At 66.6% G+C, this 21,502-nt stretch carries 19 protein-coding genes; 11 read left to right on the plus strand and 8 right to left on the minus strand.

From position 1 onward, the window contains the following. The first annotated feature begins 47 nt into the window (after positions 1-47). The 6 genes from Mschef_RS09370 to Mschef_RS09395 all read left to right on the plus strand — a co-directional run bounded on the left by Mschef_RS09370 (position 48) and on the right by Mschef_RS09395 (position 4,759). Positions 48-260, plus strand: a complete 213-nt coding sequence (locus tag Mschef_RS09370) for a FoF1 ATP synthase subunit a (RefSeq protein WP_197686769.1) — start codon at positions 48-50, stop codon at positions 258-260. Further along, positions 257-502 (plus strand): F0F1 ATP synthase subunit C, encoded by a 246-nt coding sequence (locus Mschef_RS09375; protein WP_081127829.1) that lies wholly within the window; start codon positions 257-259, stop codon positions 500-502. The genes Mschef_RS09370 and Mschef_RS09375 overlap by 4 nt, the downstream gene beginning before the upstream one ends. A 4-nt stretch (positions 503-506) precedes the next feature. After that, positions 507-1,247 (plus strand): F0F1 ATP synthase subunit delta, encoded by a 741-nt coding sequence (locus tag Mschef_RS09380; protein ID WP_081127831.1) that lies wholly within the window; start codon positions 507-509, stop codon positions 1,245-1,247. Continuing rightward, a complete protein-coding gene (locus Mschef_RS09385) occupies positions 1,231-2,781 on the plus strand; it encodes a F0F1 ATP synthase subunit alpha (RefSeq protein WP_081127833.1) in 1,551 nt (516 codons plus the stop codon). Before Mschef_RS09380 ends, Mschef_RS09385 begins: the two co-directional genes overlap by 17 nt. Continuing rightward, on the plus strand, positions 2,778-3,662 hold the full coding sequence (locus tag Mschef_RS09390; RefSeq protein ID WP_081127835.1) for a F0F1 ATP synthase subunit gamma: 885 nt from the start codon (positions 2,778-2,780) through the stop codon (positions 3,660-3,662). The genes Mschef_RS09385 and Mschef_RS09390 overlap by 4 nt, the downstream gene beginning before the upstream one ends. Positions 3,663-3,997: 335 nt before the next feature. Beyond that, positions 3,998-4,759, plus strand: a complete 762-nt coding sequence (locus Mschef_RS09395) for a Crp/Fnr family transcriptional regulator (protein WP_168708865.1) — start codon at positions 3,998-4,000, stop codon at positions 4,757-4,759. 92 nt (positions 4,760-4,851) lie between these two features. On the opposite strand, the gene Mschef_RS09400 is transcribed toward Mschef_RS09395, so the two are convergent. The 5 genes from Mschef_RS09400 to Mschef_RS09420 form a co-directional block, all read right to left on the minus strand. Next, positions 4,852-5,547 (minus strand): VIT1/CCC1 transporter family protein, encoded by a 696-nt coding sequence (locus Mschef_RS09400; protein WP_081127839.1) that lies wholly within the window; start codon positions 5,545-5,547, stop codon positions 4,852-4,854. Between the two features lie 120 nt (positions 5,548-5,667). Then, the gene (locus tag Mschef_RS09405; RefSeq protein WP_081127841.1) at positions 5,668-6,207 is read right to left on the minus strand and encodes a sterol desaturase family protein; all 540 of its coding nucleotides are present in this window, start codon (positions 6,205-6,207) and stop codon (positions 5,668-5,670) included. 55 nt (positions 6,208-6,262) lie between these two features. Beyond that, on the minus strand, positions 6,263-6,745 hold the full coding sequence (locus Mschef_RS18435; RefSeq protein WP_425480071.1) for a VOC family protein: 483 nt from the start codon (positions 6,743-6,745) through the stop codon (positions 6,263-6,265). Continuing rightward, on the minus strand, positions 6,714-9,389 hold the full coding sequence (locus tag Mschef_RS09415) for a cation-translocating P-type ATPase (RefSeq protein ID WP_081127843.1): 2,676 nt from the start codon (positions 9,387-9,389) through the stop codon (positions 6,714-6,716). The genes Mschef_RS18435 and Mschef_RS09415 overlap by 32 nt, the downstream gene beginning before the upstream one ends. Position 9,390: 1 nt before the next feature. Then, on the minus strand, positions 9,391-9,591 hold the full coding sequence (locus tag Mschef_RS09420; RefSeq protein WP_081127845.1) for a hypothetical protein: 201 nt from the start codon (positions 9,589-9,591) through the stop codon (positions 9,391-9,393). A gap of 144 nt (positions 9,592-9,735) precedes the next feature. Between Mschef_RS09420 and Mschef_RS09425 the strand changes: the two genes are divergently transcribed. From Mschef_RS09425 to Mschef_RS09445, 5 genes are read left to right on the plus strand one after another with little or no spacing between them, the layout of a single operon-like run. Then, positions 9,736-10,773 carry an HlyD family secretion protein gene (locus Mschef_RS09425; RefSeq protein WP_081127847.1) on the plus strand — a complete coding sequence of 346 codons (1,038 nt, stop codon included), beginning with the start codon at positions 9,736-9,738 and terminating at the stop codon, positions 10,771-10,773. After that, positions 10,757-12,580: an ATP-binding cassette domain-containing protein gene (locus tag Mschef_RS09430; protein ID WP_081127849.1), complete on the plus strand. Its 1,824-nt coding sequence runs from the start codon at positions 10,757-10,759 to the stop codon at positions 12,578-12,580. Before Mschef_RS09425 ends, Mschef_RS09430 begins: the two co-directional genes overlap by 17 nt. Positions 12,581-12,604: 24 nt before the next feature. Further along, the gene (locus Mschef_RS09435) at positions 12,605-13,720 is read left to right on the plus strand and encodes an ABC transporter permease (protein WP_081127851.1); all 1,116 of its coding nucleotides are present in this window, start codon (positions 12,605-12,607) and stop codon (positions 13,718-13,720) included. Positions 13,721-13,722: 2 nt separating this feature from the next. Continuing rightward, on the plus strand, positions 13,723-14,832 hold the full coding sequence (locus Mschef_RS09440) for an ABC transporter permease (protein ID WP_081127853.1): 1,110 nt from the start codon (positions 13,723-13,725) through the stop codon (positions 14,830-14,832). 49 nt (positions 14,833-14,881) lie between these two features. Further along, entirely contained in the window at positions 14,882-15,217 is a 336-nt protein-coding gene (locus Mschef_RS09445) for a hypothetical protein (protein WP_081127855.1), read from the plus strand. Positions 15,218-15,296: 79 nt separating this feature from the next. On the opposite strand, the gene Mschef_RS09450 is transcribed toward Mschef_RS09445, so the two are convergent. From Mschef_RS09450 to Mschef_RS09460, 3 genes are read right to left on the minus strand one after another with little or no spacing between them, the layout of a single operon-like run. After that, entirely contained in the window at positions 15,297-17,990 is a 2,694-nt protein-coding gene (locus tag Mschef_RS09450; RefSeq protein WP_197686770.1) for a cation-translocating P-type ATPase, read from the minus strand. Beyond that, positions 17,969-19,090: an alpha/beta fold hydrolase gene (locus Mschef_RS09455; protein WP_081127859.1), complete on the minus strand. Its 1,122-nt coding sequence runs from the start codon at positions 19,088-19,090 to the stop codon at positions 17,969-17,971. Before Mschef_RS09455 ends, Mschef_RS09450 begins: the two co-directional genes overlap by 22 nt. 18 nt (positions 19,091-19,108) lie before the next feature. Then, complete coding sequence (locus Mschef_RS09460) at positions 19,109-21,490, minus strand: plasma-membrane proton-efflux P-type ATPase (protein WP_081127861.1); 2,382 nt, start codon at positions 21,488-21,490, stop codon at positions 19,109-19,111. Between the last annotated feature and the right edge of the window lie 12 nt (positions 21,491-21,502).

The raw sequence follows: 21,502 nt of genomic DNA on the forward strand, positions 1-21,502 counted from the left end.
CAGGAATCACCCACGGATTCCGCTGACGAGCCTTGTTTGGCAATGTGATGAGCGGTGTCTTCGTGATTGGCATCGTGCTGTCGCTGGCCGGCCTGTTGGTGCCCATTCCACTGATGGCGCTTGATCTGCTGATCGGCGCGGTGCAGGCCTATATTTTTGCCGTGCTGGCGATGGTATTCATCGCCGGAGCGGTCGGCGTGGGGCGCCGCAAGCCTCCATCCGTTTCACCCCAATCCGAACCCACAAGGACCCCACCATGAACTGGTTAGCGCTCGTCAGCATTGCTTCTGCCGCTATTGCAGTGTCATTTGGCGCCATTGGCCCGGCCTTGGCCGAAGGACGCGCGGTGGCCGCCGCAATGGATGCCATCGCCCGCCAGCCTGAGGCGGCCAACACCATTTCACGCACCCTGTTCGTGGGCCTGGCGATGATCGAGACCATGGCCATCTACTGCCTGGTGATCGCTCTCCTGCTGCTGTTCGCCAACCCCTTGCTGAAATGACGGCATGAGCATCGACTGGTGGACGATCGGCCTGCAGGCGATCAATGTCCTGATCCTCGTCTGGCTGCTTGGGCGCTATTTCTGGCGCCCAGTGGCGGACATCATTGCCAAGCGTCAGGCGGCTGCGAAGGAATTGCTCGAATCGGCTCGCACGCGGCGCGACCAGGCCGATGCCACTTTGGCCGAGGTGGTGCAACTCCGCGCGACGATGGCGCAACAGCGCGCGGATTTGCTGGCCAAGGCACAGGGCGAGATCGAACAGATGCGTGCCCAGCATTTGCTGCTTGCCGCGCAACAGGCGCAAGCCGTGCTGGATGCCGCGCAAGTCGAGCTCGCCAGGCGGCAGGCTGCCGCGGAACACATCTGGCGGGAACATGCCGCGCAGCTCGCCGTAAGCATCGCCCAGCGCTTGGCCGCGCGGCTCGACTCCGCCGCTGTGCGCGAGGCCTTTCTCGGCTGGCTGCTGCATGACTTGCGCGTCCTGCCCGAGGTGACACTGCAGGCGCTGGCGCGCACCGGCAATGCCGATGTCATCAGCGCCATGCCTCTGGATGCTGTCGAGCAGGCCCATCATGCCGAGCAGATCGGCGCGGCTCTGGGTACGCCGATGGCGTTGACGTTCAGCACCGACCCGGCGCTGATCGCCGGGCTGGAACTGCACAGCGCGCACCTGGTGGTGAACAACAGCTGGCGAGCCGATCTCGCCCGTATCCTGGAGGATCTCGGCGATGTCGAACACGCCTGAAACACCCGCCGATGCATGGCTTGCAAGTGCAAGGCAGCGCATCGGCTCTACCGCGCTGGAGGCGCGGGCGGAACAGATCGGCCGTGTGGAATCGGTGAGCGATGGCATTGCCATGGTGTCGGGTCTGCCACAGGCGCGGCTCGATGAATTGTTGCGCTTCGAGCGCGGGCAGTTCGGATTTGCCCAGGTGCTCGAGCGCGATCACATTGGCTGCGTACTGCTCGATGGCATCGATGAAGTGCAGGCTGGCGATGTGGTGCACGGCACCGGCGATGTGGTGCGCGTGCCAACCGGCGACGCCCTGCTGGGACGGGTGGTCGATCCGCTGGGGCGACCGCTGGATGGCAGGGGATCGGTCACCAGCGATACACGGGAACCCATCGAGCGCCCGGCACCTGACATCGTCGAACGCGACCTGGTGACCCAGCCGGTGCAGACCGGTCTGCTGGTGATCGATACCTTGTTCGCGCTGGGACGCGGGCAGCGTGAACTGATCATCGGCGATCGCGCCATCGGCAAGACCACCATCGCCATCGACACCATCATCAACCAGAAATACAGCGACATCGTCTGTATCTACGTGGCGGTGGGCCAGAAAAGTGCGAACGTGCGCCGCGCCATCGATGCCATCCAGGCGCATGGCGCACCCGAGCGCTGCATCGTGGTCGTGGCGCCGGCATCCAGCGCGCCGGGCCTGCAGTGGATTGCCCCATTTGCCGGTTTCACCATGGCCGAGCATTTCCGTGATCGCGGCCAGCATGCATTGGTCGTCATCGACGATCTGAGCAAGCACGCCGCCAGTCACCGCGAAATCGCCTTGCTCACGCGCCAGTCGCCGGGCCGCGAGGCCTATCCTGGCGACGTGTTCTATGTGCATGCACGGCTGCTGGAGCGTGCTGCGAAGCTGTCCAAGGCCAGGGGTGGCGGTTCGCTCACCGCGCTGCCAATCGCCGAGACCGATGCCGGCAACCTCAGCGCCTATATTCCGACCAATCTGATTTCGATTACCGACGGGCAGATCGTGCTGAATGCGCGATTGTTCGATGAGGGGTTGAAGCCCTCGGTGGACGTGGGTGTGAGTGTCAGCCGGGTCGGTGGCAAGACCCAGGCCCCCGCGTTGCGGCAAGCCGCGCAGACGCTGCGCCTGGACTACGCGCAATTTCTCGAACTGGAAATCTTCACCCGTTTTGGTGGCATGCCCGACACGCGGGTGCGTCAGCAACTCACGCGTGGGGCGCGGATCCGCGCCATTCTCGGCCAGCCGCAGCACGTACCCTTGCGCCTGGCTGAGGAAGTCGCGCTGGTGTTGGCGGTGCAGTCCGGTCTGCTCGATGGCATGGCATTGCCTCAGGTCGAGACATTTCGTCGAGGTCTTGCAGAGGCGCTCGATGGCGGAGCGGCGGCGGCCGTGCGCACGATCCAGGAGCAGGGCACACTGCCGGACAGCGCACGGGAGTCATTGCTCGAAACCCTGCGCAAGTATCTGCAAACCCTGACATCATCGAGCGCCGCAGCACAGGCGGAATCGGCATGACCGAACGCCTCGCTGAAATCGAAGCCCGCATCCATGGCACGCAGCAGCTTGGTGCCGTGGTCAACGCCATGCGCGGCATGGCGGCGGCGCGTGCTCAGCAGGCGCGTGATCAGCTCACGGCGGTCGAAAGTTATGCCGCGGCGATCGCCGACGCCATCGGCAGCGCGCTGGAACTGGTCCCCGCAACCGGCATGGCCATGCCGCCGGCCACTGCCGGCCGTGCACTGGTGCTGTTTGGCGCCGAACAGGGTTTTGCGGGTGCGTACAGTGAACGCATCCTGGATGCCGCTGGCGCGCAACTGCCGCATGCCCAACTATTCCTGATCGGCACCCATGGATTGACGGCGACAGCCGAACGCGGCCTGCATCCAGTCTGGACCGATGCCATGCCCACGCATACCCAGGGCATACCCAAGCTGGCCGATCGCATCGTCGAGGCACTGTATGCGCGCATGAGCGCGCACGCGATCGAGCGGCTCGAGGTCGTGTTCAGCCGCTGGCACCCCGCTCATCCGATCCAGGTTGAAAGTCGCCGTCTGCTGCCGCTCGACTCCTCGATCTTTCCGCACAGGACGCGGCGCGCGGCACCCTTGGTCAATCTCGCGCCGGTCGAGCTCCTGCAAGAACTCATCGCGGACTACCTGCATGCCCAGCTTTGCGATGCCGCGTTGCACGCCTTCGCCGCCGAGAATCAGGCACGCATGGAAACCATGACGGCGGCGCACCAGCAGATCGACAGGCAACTCACCTCCTTGCAGGCGATCCAGCGACAGGTGCGACAGGAAGCGATCACCGAGGAGATCATCGAGCTTGCTGCGGGCGAGACAGCCAGCCGCGCGGCCGATCAGGACGCCGCGATGCGTCGGCTGCCACGACCCTAGGCTGCCTGATTCACGACAGGAGCAGTGTCATGCGCAGACAGCATCCAGGGCATCTCGACGGCTGGATTTCGTGCCCGTCTTGCGCCAAACAGGGCAAGCGACGGGATGATCGCGCAGGATGCGATCGATCAATCGTTGCTTGATCCGAAGATCAGCGACACGCTTGCCAATCTGCGGTCGCACCGATACCCGGTCTGCGAAACGACACGGTTTTTCGAGGTCGATTGAACGTCGCGCCGAGATCTCGGGCGTTCGTCCACGCTCCTCGCCCCTGCACGCCGGGCTGGGAGGAATATGCCATCATTCCTGCTGATCGCGAATAGATGGCAATACGCATGAAGCGTTACGCGCGCAGCCCTGCGCCCAACTCGAAATTGAACTATTCGTCGTGCGCGGCGTTTCTGCCATCGGACATGCAGCCTGCGCTTAAAACGCGGGTCGCCGATTGTGCCAGTGCGACCATCGTGCTGAATCGCGGCGAGCGCCTCGCGCGTTGCGGTGATCCGTTTCGCACTCTGTACCTGATCGTGCAGGGCGCCTTCAAACAAGTGCATGCCGACGGCGATGCGGTCGGTGAACAGATCGTCAGTTTTCATGGGCCGCGGGACTGGATCGGTCTCGACGGCTTCGCCACCCGCACGCACGCCACCGACCTGGTGGCATTGCAGTCGGCGATGGTTTGCGAGTTTCCGATCCAGGCCATCGAAGCTCTGGCCGAAAGCGATGCCAGCCTCCTCGATCGCCTGCTGGCTTATGTGTCCGAGCGCCTGGCCCAAGCCGAGCAGTTGCAGCACATGCTGGGCGCCATGGGCGCCACCCAGAAGATCGCGTTCTTTTTCATGCACCTTGCGGACATGCTGCCCGCTACCGATCCCGCATCATCCAGCTATGAGTTGCCGATGACGCGCGCCGAGATCGGCAATTTCCTCGGTCTGAGCATGGAAACCGTCAGTCGCCTGATTTCGCGCTTGCAGGCGGCTGGCGCGATCAGCATCGAGCGGCGCCGCGTGCAATTGTTGCGCCCGGATGTATTGCGCGCGTGGCAGGCCGAACGACCCGCAGTCGCGGCGGGTGTCCGCTTTGCGGCCGCGCGCTGAACGCGAGCGGGGCAACACCTGCGGCTTCCGGGCGTCTCGCCTGGATGCATCAATCAACCATCGGCATCTGTCGTCGTGGCTCCATGGACCGATCAGCCAGCGGCGCCAAACAGCATGCCCACGCCGGCCGTGATGGCCATGGCCAGCGCGCCCCAGAACGTGACCCGCAAGACGCCGCGGGCGATGCCGGCACCGCCGGTGTAGGCGGCCAGGCCGCCCAGCGCCGCCAGGAAGAACAGCGATGCCGCAGCGACGATCAGGGCCAGTTGCCGGCTTGGGGAAAGCAGAGCGCCCAGCAAGGGCAGGGCCGCGCCAACGGCGAAGGAGAGTGCGGAGGCCAGCGCCGCCTGCAATGGTTTCGCGCTCGTGGATTCGTAAATGCCAAGCTCGTCGCGCGTGTGGGCCGCCAGCGCATCCTTGGCCATCAACTGCACGGCGACCTGCCTGGCCAGTGCCGGGTCCAATCCCCGTTGCACATAAATGCCGGCCAGTTCGGCCTCTTCGTGCACGCCGTCGCTGGCCAATTCCTGCCGTTCGCGTGCGATCTCGGCCTGCTCGGTATCCGCCTGCGAGCTGACCGATACATACTCGCCAGCCGCCATCGACATGGCGCCCGCCACCAGACCCGCGCCGCCCGCAACCAGCACCGCGCCGTGCGTGGCGTGGGCCGACGCGACACCGATGATCAAGCTCGCCGTGGAGACGATGCCGTCATTGGCGCCCAGCACCGCGGCACGCAGCCAGCCGATGCGCTGCATGCGATGGCGTTCCAAGTGCATTCTGGACATCGTCTGGAACTCCTTCAGTGAATTGGTGCATCAACCTGCGCGCAGGCACAGACCCCACGGATGACGAGCAGGACCGACGCGCGCACCAAGCGAATGCGCTGTCATGGCGGTGATCCGGGGCTACTGGTAGCTGCGGAAGACGTGGTCCCACAGTGACGTGGTCACCCCGTAGTTCTGTTGCGCGGCATGATGATGCAGCGCATGCAAGCGCTTGCGCTGCCGCATCCAGGCGCCGCGCGGGCGCCAATGATGCATGGCATGGTGGACGAGACCGTAGGCGAAATAGCCCGCAGTCATGCCCAGCGTGGCGCCGAGGCCCAGCCAGACGCCGCCCAGCAGCGTTGCCGGCAGCCACACCAGCAGCAGGATGAACACGGCGCTGAGCGCCGTGGGTGTCGCGATCAATGCCTGCGGACGCTGGTGATGTTCGCCGTGCATGCGCTGGAACGGTTCGATGCCGTGAAAGATCACGCGGTGCATCAGGTATTCGACCAGACTCCAGCACACCACGCCGCCGATCACCGCCAGCACCACGCCGGGCAGCGCCTGACGCGGCGCGAACCTGGCCAGGATGCCGAGCAGCAGCACGACCGCCGCGAAATAAAACGCGAAGTCCGCGAAATAGACGACTTTCGAGTGTTCGATGCTGACGGCTTTCATATGATCTCCTGCGACCCGATGTCCGGGATCGGCAATTCCGTGGCGCTATGAGTAGTCAAAGCCCTGGTGTGATGCTCCGCGTCCCTTGTACCAGAATTGTCCCGCGCTTCCGGGAATGTGTCGAACACGTGGGCGCCGACGCCGAACTCCAGGCCGGTGTTCGGCACGCACGACCAGCAGCAGTGTATTCAGGCGCTGGTTCGGCACGATGAAGGTGCTGTAGCGCGGTACGATCCCTGAGCTCGGTGCCGAGAAATGCGCCGTAAAACGCCGTGCTGCGGTCCAGATCGGCTACGCGCAGACTGATGTGAAACGCGTGCGCAACGGGAAACGCGGGATTGATCGGGCTGGGCATGGGGTGATCCTGCTCTGACGGGTTCCGTCCGGTTTGAGAGTTCTGGACACAAGAAGGCGAAGATCCCCGCCCAAGGATGCAGGTGCCGCCCCCGGGAAAATGGATCGGGGCGCACACCGGTGCAACGCGCATCTCCAGACTTGTCCGAGCTTTATGCCGGTGTCCAGTGCAGACGCCAGCCATCGGCCCAGCGCAGCGTTTGCAGCCACAGGCCGCAGGCGATCAGCAGACCGAGCGCGGCGGCCAATGGCGGCAGGCCCACGCTGGCGAAACCCATCACCGCGCGTAGCCCGGGGATCAGCATGACCGCCGCCAGCACCAGCGCCACGCCGACGAACATGCGCGCCAGCCAGGGGTTGTCGCCGCGCAAGTTGGCCAGCGCGGCATGGGCCAGGTCGCGGTTGGCCAGGATCAGCAGGAACAAAGCCAGCACCAGCGCGGTGAACACCACCAAGCGCAAGTCGGCCTCGGACCAGGTAGTGAAGTGGTGCAGCAGGGCATGTCCTGCCAGCAGCACGGCGGCGATGCCCAGACCTTGCGCCAGCGCGTAGCCGATATTGCCAAGGGTGAACGGGCTGGCCGACAGTGGCCGCGGCGGGCGCCGCATGAGGTCGGCAGCCGCCGGTTCGGCTTCGAACACGATCGAGCAGGCCGGGTCGATCAGCAATTCCAGCAGCACGATGTGCACCGGCAACAGCAGCACCGGCCAGTGCAGCAGCGCCGGCAACAGCGTCAGCGCGATGATCGGCATATGCACCGCGAACACGAAGCGCGTGGCCTTGGCGATGTTGTCGAAAATACGCCGTCCGCCGCGGATGGCCTGCACGATGCTGGCAAAACTGTCGTCGAGCAGCACCAGGGCCGCGGCTTCGCGCGCTACGTCGGTGCCACGCTCGCCCATGGCGATACCGACGTCCGCCGCCTTGAGCGCCGGGGCGTCGTTGACGCCGTCGCCGGTCATCGCCACCACCTGGCCGTCGGCCTGCAGTGCGCGCACCAGGCGCAGCTTGTGTTCAGGGGCGAGGCGCGCGCACACGTCCACCCGGCGCAGGCGCTCGCGCAGCGCGGCGTCGTCCAGCGCGGCCAGTTCCGGCCCGGTGACGACTTCGGCGCGATCGGACAGCCCGACCTGCGCGGCGATGGCGCGGGCGGTGGCGGGGTGGTCGCCGGTCATCATCACGATGCGCACCCCGGCGGCGCGGCATTCGGCAATCGCTGCAGGCACCTCGGGGCGTGGCGGGTCGAGCAGGCCGATGAGCCCGAGGAAGGTGAAATCGAAATCGTGCTGGCTCGCAGGCCACGGCGCTCCGGGCGCGGGCGCCTGCCAGGTGCCACGCGCCACGCCCAGCACGCGCAGGCCGCGCGTGGCCATCGCCTCGACCTGCCGCTGGATGGCGGCGCGCCCGGGCTCGGGCAGGTGGCACAGGTCGGCCACCGCCTCGGGCGCGCCCTTGGTCGCCAGCACATAGGTGTCGGGGTGGGTGTCGGCGAACACGCGGGTGATCGCCAGGATGTCGCGGGCGAGGTCGTACTGGTGCGCCGGGCTGCGGTCGTCGTGCACATGTTCGGTGTTGGCCAGCCGCGTGTGGCCGAAGCCCTGGATGGCTTTTTCCATCGGGTCGAAAGGGTCGAGCGGCGTGGCCAGCATGGCGAACTCGACCAGGGTATGGAAAGGCTCGGGCAAGTCGGATGCGCTGGACAGGAACACCGCTTCGCCGGCGGCGAGCTCGGCCACCTGCATGCGGTTCTGCGTCAACGTGCCGGTCTTGTCTACCGCGAGCACGGTAATCGCCCCCAGCGCCTCGACTGCGGGCACGCGGCGGGTGAGCACCCTGCTTTTGGACAGCCGCCATGCGCCCAGCGCCAGGAACACGGTGAGGATGACCGGGATCTCCTCGGGCAGGATCGCCATCGCCAGCGCAATGCCGGCGAGCAGTCCTTCCAGCGGCGAGCGGCCATCCCACAGCCAGCTCACCAGCACCAGCGCCATGGCCAGCAGCAACGCGACCACGGTCAGCTTGCGGATGAGCCCGCGCGAGGCGCGTTGCAGGCCGGAATCCACCTCGGCGGTGCCCGCCAGCGCCGCGCCGATGCCGCCCACCGCGGTGCGCGCGCCGGTGGCCTGCACCACGGCCAGGCCCACGCCCTTGGTGACCACGGTGCTGGCAAACAGCGTGGCGCCGCCATCGCCGCCGGGCCGCCCCAAGGCGATGGCAGCCTCATCGGGGAGCAGCGAAGGCGTAGCCGAAGCGTGGGGGTCAAGCGCCCCTTCACCTGGTATGGCGGGCGGGTGCAGCTTGGCGTCGGACAGCTTGCTCACCGGCACCGCCTCGCCGGTGAGCAGCGACTCGTCGACATCCAGTTGGCCGTCGATGAGCTGGGCATCGGCGGGAATGCGGTCGCCCTCGTGCAACACCAGCACATCGCCCACGACCACGTCGCGCCCGGCAATGCGCCGCTCCTGGCCGTCGCGGATCACCAGCGCGCGCGGTGCGGACAGGTCGCGCAGCGATTCCAGCGCGCGCTGCGTCTTGCGCTCCTGCGCCAGGGTGATGCCGATGACCACGAACACGAAGGCCAGCAGGAACAGCGCCTCGCCACGGTCGCCCAGCAGCAGGTAGATGCCGCCCGCGGCCAGCAGCATCAGGAACATCGGCTCGCGCAGCACGCCGAGCACGATGGCCCAAGCGGTCTTGGGCGCGGCGCCCGGCAGCAGATTCGGGCCGTCGTGCGCCAGCCGCACCGCAGCTTCGTTGGCGGTCAGACCGGCGCGTGCCGGTTGGGCGTTGTCAGGCACGGCGTGGTGTTCTGTTTCGGGCGTGGACATTTCAATCCTTCAAGCGGCGTCGCAGCAGGGCGACCCGAATCGCGCCGGCGACGACGCTGGCACCGAGAGTCCACGCCTGCACCGTGGCCAAGCCGCTGCGGTAGTAGCAGGTGGCGATACTCGCGGCGATGAAACCGATCTCGGTGGCACCGAACCTATCGGGAATGCTCCGATATGGGCGTGCTGCCGCACCAGTGAGCATGATGGAGCGCGGAGCCCGCCATTTCCAATCGCGTGCGGCCGCGTTGCGGCGGGTCCATCCTTGAGCCAGATCAAGCCGGGCAGGGTGCGCGGGTGTGACAATGCCTGCTGTCTTGCCGCGAACGCATCAGGAAGCAGAGCATCCATGAAACCATCGCCGCGCAAAATTCTGCCACTGCTGGTGGTTGTCGTGCTGCTGGCGGGCGCGACGGCATGGTGGTGGCGACACGTACAGCATCCGGCACCGGCTGCGCTGATGTTGTACGGCAATATCGATATCCGCACCGTGGACATGGCCTTCAACGATGCTGGCCGCATCCAACGCATCGGCTTCGAGGAAGGTTCGACTGTGCGCAAAGGTCAGGTACTGGCGCAGATCGATCCGCTGCGCTTCCAGGATGCCGTCGATCAGGCTGCGGGTGTGCTGGCCGCAGCGCAGCAGCAACTGGCGGCACTGGTGGCCGGCAATCGTCCGCAACAAATCGCCGAGGCGCGCGCCACGGCTGCCAGCGCGACGGCCACGCTGCGCAACGCGCAAATCACCTATGACCGCCAGCGCACCCTGGCCGCCGCGCATCTGCTGCCGCAGCAGTCGGCCGACAACGCGCTGCAGGCGCTCAAGAACGCGCGCGCAGGTTTGGACAGCGCGCAGCAGGCCTTGAGCCTGGCCGTGCAGGGGCCGCGCCAGGAAGACATCGCCGCCGCGCGCGCGCAGGTCAAGGCCGATGCCGCGGCGCTGGCGCTGGCGCGGCGGCAATTGCATGACACCACGCTGCGGGCACCGGCCGATGGCGTGATCCAGACACGCATCCTTGAGGTCGGCGACATGGCCGGCCCCGCCACACCAGCGCTGACGCTCGCCCTGAATAATCCGGTCTGGGCGCGCGCGTATGTGCCGGAGACCGAGCAGGGCCGCATCGTGCCCGGCATGCGCGCCGACATCCTCAGCGACAGTTTTCCCGGGCAGCGTTTCAAGGGCTGGATCGGCTTTGTCTCACCCACCGCCGAGTTCACCCCCAAATCGGTGCAGACCACGGATTTGCGCACCGAGCTGGTGTACCGCGTGCGCGTCTACGCATGCAATCCGCAAGGGCGGCTGCGCCTGGGCATGCCGGTGACGGTGCAGGTGCCGCTGCACGACAACGCGCCGCGCGCGATTCCTGCGCATGTCTGCCAGGACTGATGCCGTGGAGGCGCCCGCACTGGTGCTGGATGCGGTGCACAAACGCTTTCGCCAGGGCAAGCAGGCGGTCGAGGCCATCAAGGGTCTGAGTGTGCAGGTGCAGAGCGGGCGCATCACCGGCCTGCTCGGACCCGATGGCGCCGGCAAGACCACGTTGATGCGTCTGGCGGCCGCGCTGCTGCTGCCAGACGCCGGCGCGGTGCGCGTGCTGGGCCACGACAGCCGCCACCAGGCCGCTGCCATCCAGCGCGACATCGGCTATATGCCGCAGCGTTTCGGCCTGTACGAAGACCTCAGCGTGCAGGAGAACCTCGCGCTGTATGCCGACCTGCAGGGGCTGGATGCGACGCAGCGCGCCGCCCGGTTTGACGAGCTGCTGCGCCTGACCGCGCTGGGACCGTTCGGCAAGCGCCGCGCCGGCGATTTGTCCGGCGGCATGAAACAGAAGCTGGGGCTGGCCTGCGCACTGCTGCGCGCGCCGCGTCTGCTGCTGCTGGATGAGCCCACGGTCGGTGTCGATCCGATCTCGCGCCGCGAGTTGTGGAGCATCATCAAGGCCATGCGCGCGCAGGGCGTGACGGTGCTGGTCAGCACGGCGTATCTGGACGAAGCCGAGTTGTGCGACGACATCGTGCTGTTGCACGCGGGCAAGCTGTTGGCGCAGCAACCGCCTGCCGCATTCAATGCGCCGCTGCTTGGGCATTGCTACAGCGTGCGGCATCCGGCGCTGCGGCGCCGGCAGTTGCAGGAAGTCCTGCGCAGCCGCGCGGGCGTGGTCGATGCATTGGTGCAAGCCGAGAGCGTGCGCGTGGTGCTGCAAGGCAACCAGCCACTGACACAGGCGGGCGAGGACTGGCAACCGGTGCAACCGCACTTCGAGGATGCGTTCGTATCGCTGCTGGCAGCGCGCGGCGATGGACAAGCGCAAGTCATCGAGCGCATCGATGCCGGGTCTGCTGTGCATGGCGACGCCCAGCCTGGCGGGCCTGCAGCTGCTGCGCTCGATTCCCGTCTGCGCGGGAATGACGCGGGTGCGGACGCGGCAAAGACGGTGATCGAGGTCCATGAACTGCGCCGCTTTTTCGGCAGCTTCGAGGCGGTCAAAGGCATCGAATTCACCGTGCAGCGCGGTGAGGTGTTCGGCTTGCTGGGTGCCAACGGCGCGGGCAAGAGCACCACGTTCCGCATGCTGTGCGGGCTGCTGCCGGCCAGCTCGGGCACGCTGCGCGTGGCAGGCGTGGACCTGCGCACCGCGCGGGCGGCGGCGCGCGCACGCATCGGCTATGTGTCGCAGCGGTTTTCGTTGTATGGCAATTTGAGCGTGGCGCAGAATCTGGCGTTTTTTGCATCGGCCTACGGCCTGGGTGGCGCCCGGCGCAAGGCCAGGCTGGACTGGGCACAGCGCGAATTCGAATTGACCGCGTATCTGAATGCGGGCGCGGCGGAACTGCCGCTGGGCTTCAAGCAGCGCCTGGCGCTGGCCTGCGCGCTGATGCACGAGCCCTCGATCCTGTTTCTCGACGAACCCACCTCGGGCGTCGATCCACTGGCGCGGCGCGAGTTCTGGCAGCGCATCAATCATCTGGCCGAATCCGGCGTGACGGTGATGATCACCACGCACTTCATGGACGAGGCCGAGTATTGCGATCACCTGGTGCTGATGTCGCTGGGCGAAATCCTCGCCTTCGGTTCGCCGCAGGAGATCCGCGCCAGGGTCAAAACCGCCGCCATGCCCGATCCAAGCATGGAAGACGCCTTCATCGGCCTGATCCAGGCGCATGAAGCGCAGACGCGCCGGGCGGCATGAGGATCGCCCCGTGAGCCGCGCGCCATGAACCGCCAGCGTCTGCGCGGACTGGTGCGCAAGGAGTTCCTGCAGATCCTGCGCGATCCATCGGCCATCGCCATCGCCTTCGTGCTGCCGGTTTTCCTGCTGCTGCTGTTCGGCTACGGCGTGTCGCTGGACGCGCACCACGTGCCGCTGGCGGTGGTGGTCGATCAGCCCACGGCGCAGACCAGCAATTTCATCGGCGGCCTGCAGCAGTCGGATTTCTTCGACCCGCGACCTTACCCGAGCCTCAGCGCCGCGCGCGCCGCGCTGATGCAGCGCCAAGTCACCGGCATCGTCTGGCTGCGCGGTGATTTTTCGCGCGACATGCTGGCTGGAAAAACCGCGCCCGTGGCCGTGTGGGTGGACGGTGTGGATGCCAACAACGCCAATATCTTGCTGGGTTACCTGCAAGGCATGTGGCAGAACTGGCTGCAATTGCAGGCCGATCAGGCCGGGCAGCCACTGGCGATTCCAGTGGTGGCGGAAAGCCGCATCTGGTTCAACCCGGCGTTGCGCAGTCGCGATTTTCTGGTGCCGGGTTTGATCGCCGTGATCATGACCCTGATCGGCGCGCTGCTCACCGCGCTGGTGGTGGCGCGCGAGTGGGAGCGCGGCACCATGGAGGCGCTGATGGCCAGCCCGGTGACCATGGGCGAAATCCTGCTCGGCAAGCTGGTGCCGTATTTCGTGCTGGGCATGGGCGGCATGCTGTTGTCGGTGGCCATGGCGGTGTGGCTGTTCGCGGTGCCGCTGGTCGGCAGTTTCTGGCTGCTGCTGGTGTGCTCGGCGCTGTTCCTGCTGGTGGCCCTCGGCATGGGCCTGCTGATCTCCACGCTGGCGAAAAACCAGTTCGTCGCCGCGCAGGTGGCGGTGATCGTCACCTTCCTGCCGGCATTCATTCTTTCCGGCTTCATTTTCGACATCCACTCGATGCCGGCGGTGGTGCAATTCCTCACCCATATCGTCGCCGCGCGCTACTACGTGGCCATCCTGCAGACGCTGTTCCTCGCCGGCAACGTGTGGCCGGTGGTACTGACCAACAGCGCGGCGCTGGCGCTGATGGCGCTGATCTTTTTCGGCATCGCCCGGCGCAAGTCGCGCAAGAGGCTGGACTGAGCATGTGGGCGCGCATCTACGCCTTGATCATCAAGGAATTCCTCGCCGTGCTGCGCGATGCGGCCAGCCGCACGGTGCTGATCGGCCCGCCGCTGATCCAGCTCATGGTGTTCGGTTACGCCGCCAGCTTCGACCTGAATCACATTCCCTACGCGGTGTACAACCAGGATTCCGGGTATGCCGCGCGCCAACTGCTGGCGCGCTTCAGCGGCTCGCCCAATTTTCAGCAAGTGGCCACGATCCGCAACGATGCGCAGATCGCACCGTTGATCAACGACAAGGACGCGCTGCTAGTGCTGCACGTCGGCCAGCACTTCACCCGCGACTTGTTGACGCAAAAGCCCGCGCGGCTGCAAATCATCATCGACGGGCGCGATTCCAACACCGCGGCGCTGGCGCTCAACGATGTCAGCGGCATCCTGCTGAACTTCAATCAGCAATGGGCGGCGGCACACAGCCAGCGCGGGCCGCCGGCGCAACTGGTCATGCGCGCCTGGTTCAACCCCAATCTGCGCTCGCGCTGGTTCATCGTGCCTGGCATCGTCGCCTTGCTCACTCTGGTGGTCACCTTGCTGGTCACCGGGCTGTCGGTGGCGCGCGAGCGCGAGATGGGCACTTTCGACCAGTTGCTGGTCACGCCCATGCGGCCGCTGGAAATCCTGATCGGCAAGGCGGTGCCGGGTTTCGTCATCGGCGGGTTGGAGGGCGGCTTCATCGCGCTGATGGCGGTGCTGTGGTTCCAGGTGCCTTTCGTCGGCAGCGTGGCGGCACTGGCGCTGGGCATGTTCTTTTTCCTGCTGGCGGCGATCGGCATCGGGTTGATGATTTCCTCGCTGGCGGTGACCCAGCAGCAGGGCCTGCTCGGCGTGTTCCTGTTTCTGGTGCCGGCGATCATCCTGTCGGGCTTCGCCACGCCCATCGCCAACATGCCCGAGGCGGTGCAATTGCTGACTTACATCAACCCGATGCGCTATTTCCTGATCATCGTGCGCGGCGTGTTCCTGGAAGGCAGCACCATCCCCATGTTGTGGTCGCAATACGCGCCGCTGGCGCTGATCGGCTTGGCCAGCATGAGCGCCGCGGCCTGGCTGTTCCGCCACCGCATGGCTTGATCTCGTACGGCTCGCCGCGTGCGAGCGTCACCTCAGGGAGGCACCGCACATGATCCGCATCCTGCTTGTCGAATCGCTGCTGTTCCTGCTGCTGGGCGCCATCGCCTTCAGGCTGTTGTTCGCTTTCATCCGGCGCATGGCGATCGCATGGGCGATCAGCGTGCTGTTGATCGTGGTGATCACGATCTTCCTCAGCGCGAGCGTTGACCCGCAACTGCTGCATGAATGGGGCGCATCGCCGCGCAGCGTTTTTCCTGCGATCGTGCTGCGCGCCGTGCGCGCCGCCGCCTGGCTGCTGGGTTCCCTGCTGGCCTGGCTGGCGGTGCGCAAACGCAAGGCGCTGGGCATGGAACCGCCGCCGAACTTGCCGCCTGGAGATCTCTGACGGGCCATTGGGCATGGGCAACGGGTGCGCCTTCACCAACCCGCGATGATCGGACATGTCAGGCGCAGACGGCGTCGTGCTAGACCGAGATGCCACGCCGCCGCAGCCACCACTTCTCTGCCTCCACAGCGAGGAACTTGGCCGTGCCAAGCACGCCCAGCAACAGCCACGCGGCGGCGTCCAGCGGGCGGGTGTGGAACACGGCTTGCAGCGGCGGGGCATAGGTGAATAGCGCCTGCGCCATCGCCAGCAGCGCGCAGGCCCACAATGCGACGGCATTGCCGCGCAGCGCGCCGAAGTGGATGCTGGAGGCGGTGAAGTGGCGCATATTGAACAGGTACACCATTTCGCCGATGACCAGCATATTGACCGCGGCGGTGCGCGCGGCATCGATGCCGACGCCGCGCGCCAGCTCCCACTGGAATGCGAAAAACGTGCTGGCCGTCATCAGCAGGCTGACATAGGCGATGCGCGCCAGCATGGCGCCGCTGAGCAGCGCCGCGCCCGGCGCACGCGGCGGCCGGCGCATGATGCCGGGTTCGGCCGGTTCGAAAGCCAGTGCCACCGACAAGGTGATTTCGGTGACCAGATTGACCCACAGGATCTGGCTGGCGCTGACTGGCAGCGCCCAGCCGAGCAGGACCGCCAGCAGGATCACCCCGGCTTCGCCGCCGTTGGTAGGCAGGATGAACAGCAGCGCCTTGCGGATGTTGTCGAACAGGCGCCGACCCTCGCGCACGGCGTGCGCGACGCTGGCGAAGTTGTCGTCGCCCAGTACCAGATCGGCCGCGGCGCGCGCGGCGTCGGTACCGCGCAGGCCCATGGCCACGCCGATGTCGGCGGCCTTCAGCGCCGGCGCATCGTTGACGCCGTCGCCGGTCATGGCGACCTGGGCGCCCTCGGCCTTGAACGCGGCGATCAGGCGCAGTTTGTGTTCCGGGCTGGCGCGCGCGATCACGTCGGTGCTTTGCAGGCGCGCGCGCAGCGCGGTTGTATCGAGCGTGTCGATCTCCGGCCCAGTCAGCACGCCCGTGCCGCGCAGGCCGAGTTGATTGCCGATGGCGGCGGCGGTGAGAGCGTGGTCGCCGGTGATCATCAGCACGCGGATGCCGGCGCGCCGGCATTCGGCCACGGCAGCGGCAGCCTCCGGGCGTGGCGGATCCTGCAGCGCTACCAGGCCGAGCAGGGCGAAGCCTGGCGCGATGTCGTCCTCGGCGAGCGACGAGCGCGCCGCCGGTACCGCGCGCTGCGCGATCGCCAGCAGGCGCCGCCCCGACGCAGCCGCTTCGGCGATGCGCGCGTCCCATGCATCGCGGCGCAACGGCAGCCCATCGGCGGTGTGCGTGCACAGTTCCAGCACGCGCTCCGGCGCGCCCTTGAGCAGCGCGAACCCGTGGCCGTGGTGATCGTGGTGCAGGGTGGCCATGTAGCGGCGATCGGACTCGAACGGGATCGCATCCACCCGCGGCGCGTCGGCATGTTCGCGCGCCGCGTCCAGTCCGGCCTTGTGCGCCAGCGTCAGCAGCGCGCCTTCGGTGGGATCGCCGGCCACGGTCCATGCGCCCTGCGCGTCGTGTTGCAGCTGGGCGTCGTTGCATAACAGTGCGGCGCGAGCCAGCGCCTGCAGCGCCGTGTCCTGCGTGGGTGCGACGGGCTTGCCGTCCTCGTTGAATCCGCCTTCGGGGGCATAACCCGCGCCGCTGACGGCGAGTGTTGCGCCCGGCAGCAGCACGCCGACGACGGTCATCTCATTGCGCGTCAGCGTGCCGGTTTTGTCGGTGCAGATCACGCTGACCGAGCCCAGCGTCTCGGCGGCAGGCAATCGGCGCAGCAGGGCATGATGCCGCGCCATGGCGCGCGCACCCAGGGCCAGCACGATGGTGACGATGGCCGGCAGACCTTCCGGTATGGCAGCCACCGCAAGGCCGACCACGGCGAGGAATACCTCCAGCGGCGGCAACACCTCGAGCCACAGCCCCCAGATGAAGATCAGCGCGCTGGCCACGACGATGAACAGCGTGATCTGCCGCGCGAAGCGATCGAGACGGCGCGTCAGCGGCGTGACGCTGCGGGGCACCGCGGACACCAGGTGGCCGATGCGACCGAGCTCCGTCGAGGCGCCAGTGGCCACGACCACGCCGCGTGCCTGGCCGTAACGCGCTTCGGTTGCGGCCCAGACCATGCAGCTGCGCTCGGCCAACGCGGCGTCAACGGCGACGGGCGCGGTGGACTTGTCCACCGCCACCGATTCGCCGGTGATCGCGGCCTCGTCCACGCGCAGGCTGCGCGCCTCGAACAGGCGCAAATCCGCCGGCACGCGGCTGCCGCTCTCGATCAGCACCACATCGCCGGGCACCAGCGTCGCGGCGTCGATTTCCTGACGCAGGCCGTCGCGCAGCACCACCGCGCGGTGCGCCAGCAGCTGGTGCACCGCGGCGAGCGCCTGCTCGGCCTTGCCTTCCTGCAAGAAGCCGATGAACGCGTTGACGATGACCACGCCGGCAATCACGCCGGTGTCGGTGAAATCGCGCAGCAGCAGTGTCAATGCGGCTGCCGCCAGCAACACATAGATCAATGGATTGTGAAATTGCAGCGCCAGGCGCAGCCATGCGCCGCGCACCTTGGCTTCGGGCAGGCGATTCGCGCCATGGCGCGCCAGGCGCATCTGCGCCTCGGCGCTGTCGAGGCCGCGCTGAGCGTCGCCGCCCATGGCCGCCAGGACGCTGGCCGCATCGAGCGCGTGCGGATTTTTCATCGCGGCTTGAGAATCCAAGTAGCGATCTCCGGCCAGGTTTCCTTCAGTGTGCGCCCGCCCATGAACAGACCGACGTGGCCGCCGGGTACGATGCGTTTTTCGATCAGGTCTTTCGGCGTGCCGCAGAGGGTCTCGGCGGCAAACACCTGCTCAGGGCGGGTGATGTCGTCGCTCTCGCCTGCCAGCAGGTACAGCGGGCACGCGATGGCCTTGAGCTTGAGCGCGCGGCCCAGGCCGACGTAGTCGCCCTTGGCCAGCAGGTTGCGCTTGAACAACTGGTCGATGACCTGCAGATACCAGCGGCCGGGCAGGTCCAGCGGGTTTTCGTACCAGCGCTCGAAGGCTTCGGTCTTGCTCAGCCACACCGGGTCGTCGATGTGCTCATACAGATCGATCTGATCCTGCACGTAGTGCTGCTCGGGGTGCATGTTTTTCCATCCGGCCAGCATGTATTTGCCCAGCATCAGCCCGCCGCCGCTTTGCACCAGTTCCTCGTAGAAACTCATCGGGCTTCGTTTGACCATTTTCACCAGCGGGCCGTTGCCGGCGTGGGTGTCGATGGGCGAACCGGCCAGCACCAGGCTGGCGACCTTGTCGGGAAAGCGCGCGGCCAGCATCGCCGCCATCCAGCCGCCCTGGCACAGGCCGACCAGGTTGACGCGTCCGCCGAGATCGTCGACGCAGGCGAGAAAGTCGCCGAGGTATTGGTCGACTTCGAGGTCTTTCATGTCCTGCGTGGCGCTGTGCCAGTCGGTGAGGAACAACGCACCGACGCCGTTGGTTTTCAGCGTCTGCATCAGGCTCTGGCCTTCGTGGTAGTCGGCGATCATCGAGGTATGGCCGGCGTAGGGGGCGTTGACCAGGGTGGGGATGCCCTTGGCATCGGGCGCGGAGTAGTCGCACAGATCGAGTGTGCGCAGTTTCAGGCGCACGCTGTGCGCGGTGGCGAGCCTGGGCTTGATGCTGCCGTCGTGCAGGCGCAGTTCCTCATCGGCGAACTTGACGTTGCGCGCAAGCAGAGCCATGCCTTGTTCGGCCATGCTGCTGGCCAGTTGCACTGGCCAGAAAAACGGCACGTTGAGGTTGGGTTGTGCTTTGGCTGGCACGGGGGTGTTCATGCGCGGACTCCTTTTCATTCATGCAATGTGAAAACGGGTGAACAGCGGGCGTTTGATCAGATCAAGCAGCAGCGCGAAGACCACGCTGGCGAGCAGCACGCCGCCGACCACGACCCAGGGCAGCGCCGCCATCAGGATGCCGAAACCGGCCAGCAGGCTCACGATGACGATGTCACCGAGACTCGCGGCAGCCATCCAACGCGACGGCGCCAACCGCCACATGGGCGCGTCGTTGCGCAGCACGTAGATGCCGGTCTGGTTGGTGAACACCAGGATCAGGAATACCACCGTCTGCAGTTGCACGGCGCTCAAGCCCAGCGCCCGTGCCCAGAGGTAGATCAGCAGCGAGGCCAACAGTGACAGCATGGCCAGCAGCCCGGCCGCACCCATCAGTCGCCCGACCTGCCAGCGCTGCGGTCTGGCCGCGGGCAGCACGCGGTCGGTGGCGATGCTCATCGTGGCGAAATCGTTGGCGAACAGCATCAGCACGATGAGCAGGGGTGAAATGACGAACTGCCCGGTCAGCAATACGCCAAAGGTCAGAAACACCACGATGACCAGCGTGCGCAACACCTTGTTGAGGGTGTAGGTGAGCATGCGCCGGTGCACCTCGCGCCCCCTGCGCACCACGGTGAGCACACCACCCAGACCTGGAGCAGTGAGCACCACGCCGGCAGCGGCCTTGGCGACATCGGTCGCGCTGGCCACGGCGATGCCCAGTTCGGCCTGACGCAGCGCCGGCGCGTCGTTGACGCCATCGCCGGTCATGCCGGTGACATGGCCGGAGCGCTGCATGGCCTGCACGATGGCGTGCTTGTCCTCGGGCAGCACGCGCGCAAACAGGTCGCAGTTCTCCGGGTGCTGCAGGGACTCGCCCCTGGCCTCGCAGACGCGCGTGCCCATGCCGAGTTGGACACCGATGGCGCGTGCGGTTTCCAGCGCATCGCCGGTAGCCATGTGCACGCGTACGCCCAGTTGCGTGAGCTGCTGGATGAGGTTGGCGGCATCCGGCCGTGGCGGGTCGGACAGGCCGATCACGCCCAGCAACTGCAATGCGTCCGCCGGGCCCGCGGCTACCGCCAGTACGCGTGCGCCACGGGCGGCCAGCGTTTTTTCCGCGGCGTTCAGCATGCTCTGCTGCGTGGCATCCAGCTTGCACAACGGGCCAATCACATTGGCCGCGCCCTTGACTGCACGCCAGAGCTGAGCGTCCACGGTATAGACGCCTTCGCTGCGGCGCGTCGCCGGGTCGAAGGGATGGAAGGCTTGCCGCTGGGGGGCGTCCTTGAGCAACGCCTGTGCACGCGCGGGAGTGAGTACGGCCAGGTCCAGCGGATCTTGCGTCGCCTCGTCACTGGCCAAGGCCGCGGCGCGCAGCACAGCGTTCGCGTCGCTGCCCGCGGCAAGCGGCGTGACGCCGGCGAGGGTGAGCGTGTTTTGCGTCAGTGTGCCGGTCTTGTCCGACACCAGCGTGTCCATGGCCGCAGCCTCTTCCACGGCGGGCAGACGCGTGACCAGCACGCCTTGGCGCGCCAATTGCAAGCTGCTGACCGCGGTGGCCAATGTGTAGGTTGCAGGCAACGCCACCGGTACGGAAGCCACCAGCAGCATCAAGGCGAAAATCGTCGTGTCGGCCAGCGGCAGGTGATGCCAGAGCGCGAACGCCACGACCAGCACGACCAGCCCCGCGTCGAAAATCACCAGTCGCTTGACGATGGCGAAGATGGTGCGCTGCATGTGGCTGGGCGCATTCGAGTTGCGCACCAGTTCGGCAGTGCGTCCGAAAAAGGTGTGTGCGCCGGTGGCCGTGACACTGCCACTGGCTTCGCCCTGGCGTACGATGGAACCGGTCCAGGCCGGCTTGCCGGAACCGGCATCGACCGGCAGCGACTCGCCGGTGAGCGCGGCCTGATCCAGCGACACGGCGCCATCGAACAAGGCCAGATCGGCCGGCACGATATCGCCCGCGCGCACATGCACGATGTCCCCCGGCACCACCTGCTCCGCTGCCAACACTTGCCAGCGACCGTCACGCAGCACGCGTGCATTGACATGCAATTGCTTGCGCAGCAGCGTCAGGGCATCTTTCGCGCGCTGCTCCTGCGCGAATGCCACCAGTGCGTTGAACACCAGCAGCGCGGCGATCACGATGGACTCGGTGACGCGCCCCAACAGCACCTGCAGCACGATCACCGCTTCCAGCATCCACGGCACCGGCGCCCAGAACTTGACCAGCAGCTGCCGCCAGGCGGGAACCGGCTTGTCGGCAATCACATTGGGACCGAATCGCTGCAGGCGCTGCGCGGCTTCGAGACGGGTCAAGCCTTGCGTGTGGTCAGTGGGTGGAAGGTCTGACGCTTGCCGCACGGGTGCCGTCCGGACTTTCGGTACTGCGGTCATCGGGATGTTCCT

Source organism: Metallibacterium scheffleri, from assembly GCF_002077135.1.
Lineage (GTDB): Bacteria > Pseudomonadota > Gammaproteobacteria > Xanthomonadales > Rhodanobacteraceae > Metallibacterium > Metallibacterium scheffleri.

Excerpts from the sequence above, each read along its gene's own strand:
- Mschef_RS09370 (WP_197686769.1), top strand. The coding sequence starts at position 48 with ATGAGCGGTGTCTTCGTGATTGGCATCGTGCTGTCGCTGGCCGGCCTG.
- Mschef_RS09375 (WP_081127829.1), top strand. The coding sequence starts at position 257 with ATGAACTGGTTAGCGCTCGTCAGCATTGCTTCTGCCGCTATTGCAGTG.
- Mschef_RS09380 (WP_081127831.1), top strand. The coding sequence starts at position 507 with ATGAGCATCGACTGGTGGACGATCGGCCTGCAGGCGATCAATGTCCTG.
- Mschef_RS09385 (WP_081127833.1), top strand. The coding sequence starts at position 1,231 with ATGTCGAACACGCCTGAAACACCCGCCGATGCATGGCTTGCAAGTGCA.
- Mschef_RS09390 (WP_081127835.1), top strand. The coding sequence starts at position 2,778 with ATGACCGAACGCCTCGCTGAAATCGAAGCCCGCATCCATGGCACGCAG.
- Mschef_RS09395 (WP_168708865.1), top strand. The coding sequence starts at position 3,998 with ATGAAGCGTTACGCGCGCAGCCCTGCGCCCAACTCGAAATTGAACTAT.
- Mschef_RS09400 (WP_081127839.1), bottom strand. The coding sequence starts at position 5,547 with ATGTCCAGAATGCACTTGGAACGCCATCGCATGCAGCGCATCGGCTGG.
- Mschef_RS09405 (WP_081127841.1), bottom strand. The coding sequence starts at position 6,207 with ATGAAAGCCGTCAGCATCGAACACTCGAAAGTCGTCTATTTCGCGGAC.
- Mschef_RS18435 (WP_425480071.1), bottom strand. The coding sequence starts at position 6,745 with ATGGCTGGCGTCTGCACTGGACACCGGCATAAAGCTCGGACAAGTCTG.
- Mschef_RS09415 (WP_081127843.1), bottom strand. The coding sequence starts at position 9,389 with ATGTCCACGCCCGAAACAGAACACCACGCCGTGCCTGACAACGCCCAA.
- Mschef_RS09420 (WP_081127845.1), bottom strand. The coding sequence starts at position 9,591 with ATGCTCACTGGTGCGGCAGCACGCCCATATCGGAGCATTCCCGATAGG.
- Mschef_RS09425 (WP_081127847.1), top strand. The coding sequence starts at position 9,736 with ATGAAACCATCGCCGCGCAAAATTCTGCCACTGCTGGTGGTTGTCGTG.
- Mschef_RS09430 (WP_081127849.1), top strand. The coding sequence starts at position 10,757 with ATGTCTGCCAGGACTGATGCCGTGGAGGCGCCCGCACTGGTGCTGGAT.
- Mschef_RS09435 (WP_081127851.1), top strand. The coding sequence starts at position 12,605 with ATGAACCGCCAGCGTCTGCGCGGACTGGTGCGCAAGGAGTTCCTGCAG.
- Mschef_RS09440 (WP_081127853.1), top strand. The coding sequence starts at position 13,723 with ATGTGGGCGCGCATCTACGCCTTGATCATCAAGGAATTCCTCGCCGTG.
- Mschef_RS09445 (WP_081127855.1), top strand. The coding sequence starts at position 14,882 with ATGATCCGCATCCTGCTTGTCGAATCGCTGCTGTTCCTGCTGCTGGGC.
- Mschef_RS09455 (WP_081127859.1), bottom strand. The coding sequence starts at position 19,090 with ATGAACACCCCCGTGCCAGCCAAAGCACAACCCAACCTCAACGTGCCG.
- Mschef_RS09460 (WP_081127861.1), bottom strand. The coding sequence starts at position 21,490 with ATGACCGCAGTACCGAAAGTCCGGACGGCACCCGTGCGGCAAGCGTCA.